The following is a 2582-nucleotide window of genomic DNA, read 5'->3' as shown; positions in this document are numbered from 1 at the left end:
GGCCCCAGCGAGTCGATCTGCTGGGCCATCTTGACCATGTCGAGGGTGGTGACGCCCATGATCTGGGTCTCGCCACGCTCGAACAGCGCGCTGCCGTGCGCCCGTGGGATCACCGCGACCTCGGCCGACAGCGCGCGGATGTCGGTAATGCCGCGGCCATCGATGCGGAAGTGGTCGGACAGAATACGCTGGCGCACAAGCTTTTTGGTCAGCGACCGGAATGCCGCCCCGATTTCCTTCTCGCGACCCTCGTAGGTCGCGGCGAGGCGATCGAGCACCTCGACCTTGATCTCGTCGGTGCGGCTGTCGCGCTCTTCCTTGCCCGCGATGGTGAGCGCCTTGGCGAGCTCGTCGGTGGCCACCGACGACACGGAGTAGAAGACGTCGTCCTGGTATTCCGGGAACAACGGGTACTCGGCGGTCTCCTTGCCGGCGGCGTCGTGCAACTCCTGCTGGGCCGTGCACAGCGCGGCGATGAACGGCTTGGCGGCTTCCAGGCCTTCCGCCACGACGCTCTCGGTGGGCGCGCCTGCGCCGCCCGCGACGAGGTCGATGACGTTGTCGGTGGCCTCGGCCTCGACCATCATGATCGCGACATCGTCGGCCGTCTTGCGGCCCGCGACGACCATGTCGAACACCGCGTTCTCGAGTTGCTCGACGGTCGGGAACGCGACCCACTGGCCCTCGATCAGTGCGACACGCACACCGCCGACCGGGCCGGCGAACGGCAGACCCGAGATCTGGGTGGACGCCGACGCGGCGTTGATCGCCAGCACGTCGTAGAGGTCCTTGGGGTCCAGGCTCAGGATGGTGATGACGACCTGGATCTCGTTGCGCAGACCCGAGACGAAGGTCGGCCGCAGCGGGCGGTCGATCAGCCGACAGGTCAGGATCGCGTCGGTGGAGGGGCGGCCCTCACGGCGGAAGAACGAACCGGGGATGCGTCCGGCGGCGTACATCCGCTCTTCGACGTCGATCGTCAGCGGGAAGAAATCGAAGTGGTCCTTCGGGTTCTTGCTGGCCGTGGTGGCCGAGATCAGCATGGTGTCGTCGTCGAGGTAGGCGACGACGGAGCCGGCGGCCTGCTTGGCCAGCCGGCCGGTCTCGAAACGGATGGTGCGGGTGCCGAAGCTCCCGTTGTCAATGGTGGCGGTTGCTTCAAACACGCCTTCGTCGATTTCAGCTACAGACATATGCGTCCGTGCAGCCTCTCTGGATTTTTTCAGCTATTTCGCGCAGGCACGCACAACCCACAGGGTTCCAGAACGACCCGGATGACGCGGGGTCTGAATGCGGCGACGGCCGTCGATCGAAGCGGCCGACCACCCCGAATCCGGGGAGCTCGGCAGCCACTACCGAAGACCGCGCGACACAGACCTGTCTTCCTTCGAAGTCCTGTCCTGCCTCGCTGGAACGGTGCGCGCGGATCGCGCACACCGCACCTGGTTCGGGCCGATAGGCCCAAAACGTTTATGACTCTACACGCCGACCTGGCGCTTCTTTAAGCCCGACGACGGCGCGGGCCCCGGCTCAGCGGCGCAGGCCGAGCCGCTCGATCAGCGAGCGGTAACGCGCCACGTCGACCTGGGCGACGTACTTGAGCAGCCGACGGCGGCGACCGACCAGCAGCAGCAGTCCGCGCCGCGAATGGTGGTCGTGCTTGTGTTGCTTGAGGTGTTCGGTCAGGTCGGCGATCCGCTTGGTCAGCATCGCGACCTGCGCCTCGGGCGAACCGGTGTCGGTTGCGTGCAGGCCGTAGGAGTCCAGGATCTCTTTTTTCTGCTCGGCGGTAAGCGCCACGAAACATCTCCATCAATAGGTCCGCGAACATTCATCTCCGGTAGCGGCCACCGCGAACTGCAGCGCGCCCCGTATCGCCGGGAAGTCTAACAGCGGACGAGGCCGGCACCTGAAACCGGCTGGTCAGCCAATAGAGAGCAGCGTGCGGGCCCGCTCGGTGTCGTTGTGCATCGCCTCGACCAGGTCGCTCACCGAGCCGAACTTCTCCTGGCCGCGGATCCGCGCGACGAAGTCCAGCGCCACATGCTGCCCGTAGAGGTCGGCGGCCGTGTCGAGGACAAACGCCTCGACCGTGCGGGTGCGTCCGGAAAAGGTCGGGTTGGTGCCCACGGACACCGCAGCCTGGTAGCGCTCACCCGGCACCACGCTGCCGGCGGCTGGGCCGTGGCCCAGAACAGTGAACCAGGCCGCGTACACACCGTCCGCCGGGATGGCCGAATGCATCGGCGGGGCGACGTTCGCGGTGGGGAAACCCATTTCGGTCCCCCGTCCATCACCCCGCACGACCACGCCTTCCACCCGGTGCGGACGGCCCAGCGCTTCGGCGGCCGCGACCACGTCGCCCGCGTCGACGCAGGACCGGATATAAGTCGAGGAGAAGGTCACCGTTTCGGCGTCGTGATGCTCGGACACCAGCGACATCGCCTCGACCGCAAACCCAAGCCGTGCGCCGGCACGGCGCAGCGTGTCCACCGACCCCGCCGCTTTCTTACCGAAGGTGAAGTTCTCCCCCACCACGACTTCGACGACGTGCAGGTCCTCGACGAGCAGCTCATGCACGT

The 2582-nt window shown here is 66.6% G+C and carries 2 protein-coding genes and 1 pseudogene; all 3 read right to left on the bottom strand.

Annotation, left to right across the window (positions count from 1 at the left end):
* Positions 1-1193, bottom strand: a pseudogene (locus AC2VOG_RS08755) (polyribonucleotide nucleotidyltransferase); the annotation flags it as partial.
* A 337-nt stretch (positions 1194-1530) separates the two neighbouring features.
* Entirely contained in the window at positions 1531-1800 is a 270-nt protein-coding gene (gene rpsO / locus AC2VOG_RS08750; RefSeq protein ID WP_486939521.1) for a 30S ribosomal protein S15, read from the bottom strand.
* Between the two features lie 123 nt (positions 1801-1923).
* On the bottom strand, positions 1924-2582 hold a 659-nt coding region (locus AC2VOG_RS08745; protein ID WP_486939520.1), incomplete at its 5' end, for a bifunctional riboflavin kinase/FAD synthetase.

It is taken from the genome of Mycobacterium sp. TH-M11 (genome assembly GCF_057473725.1).
This window is presented reverse-complemented; position numbering and strand designations above follow the sequence as displayed.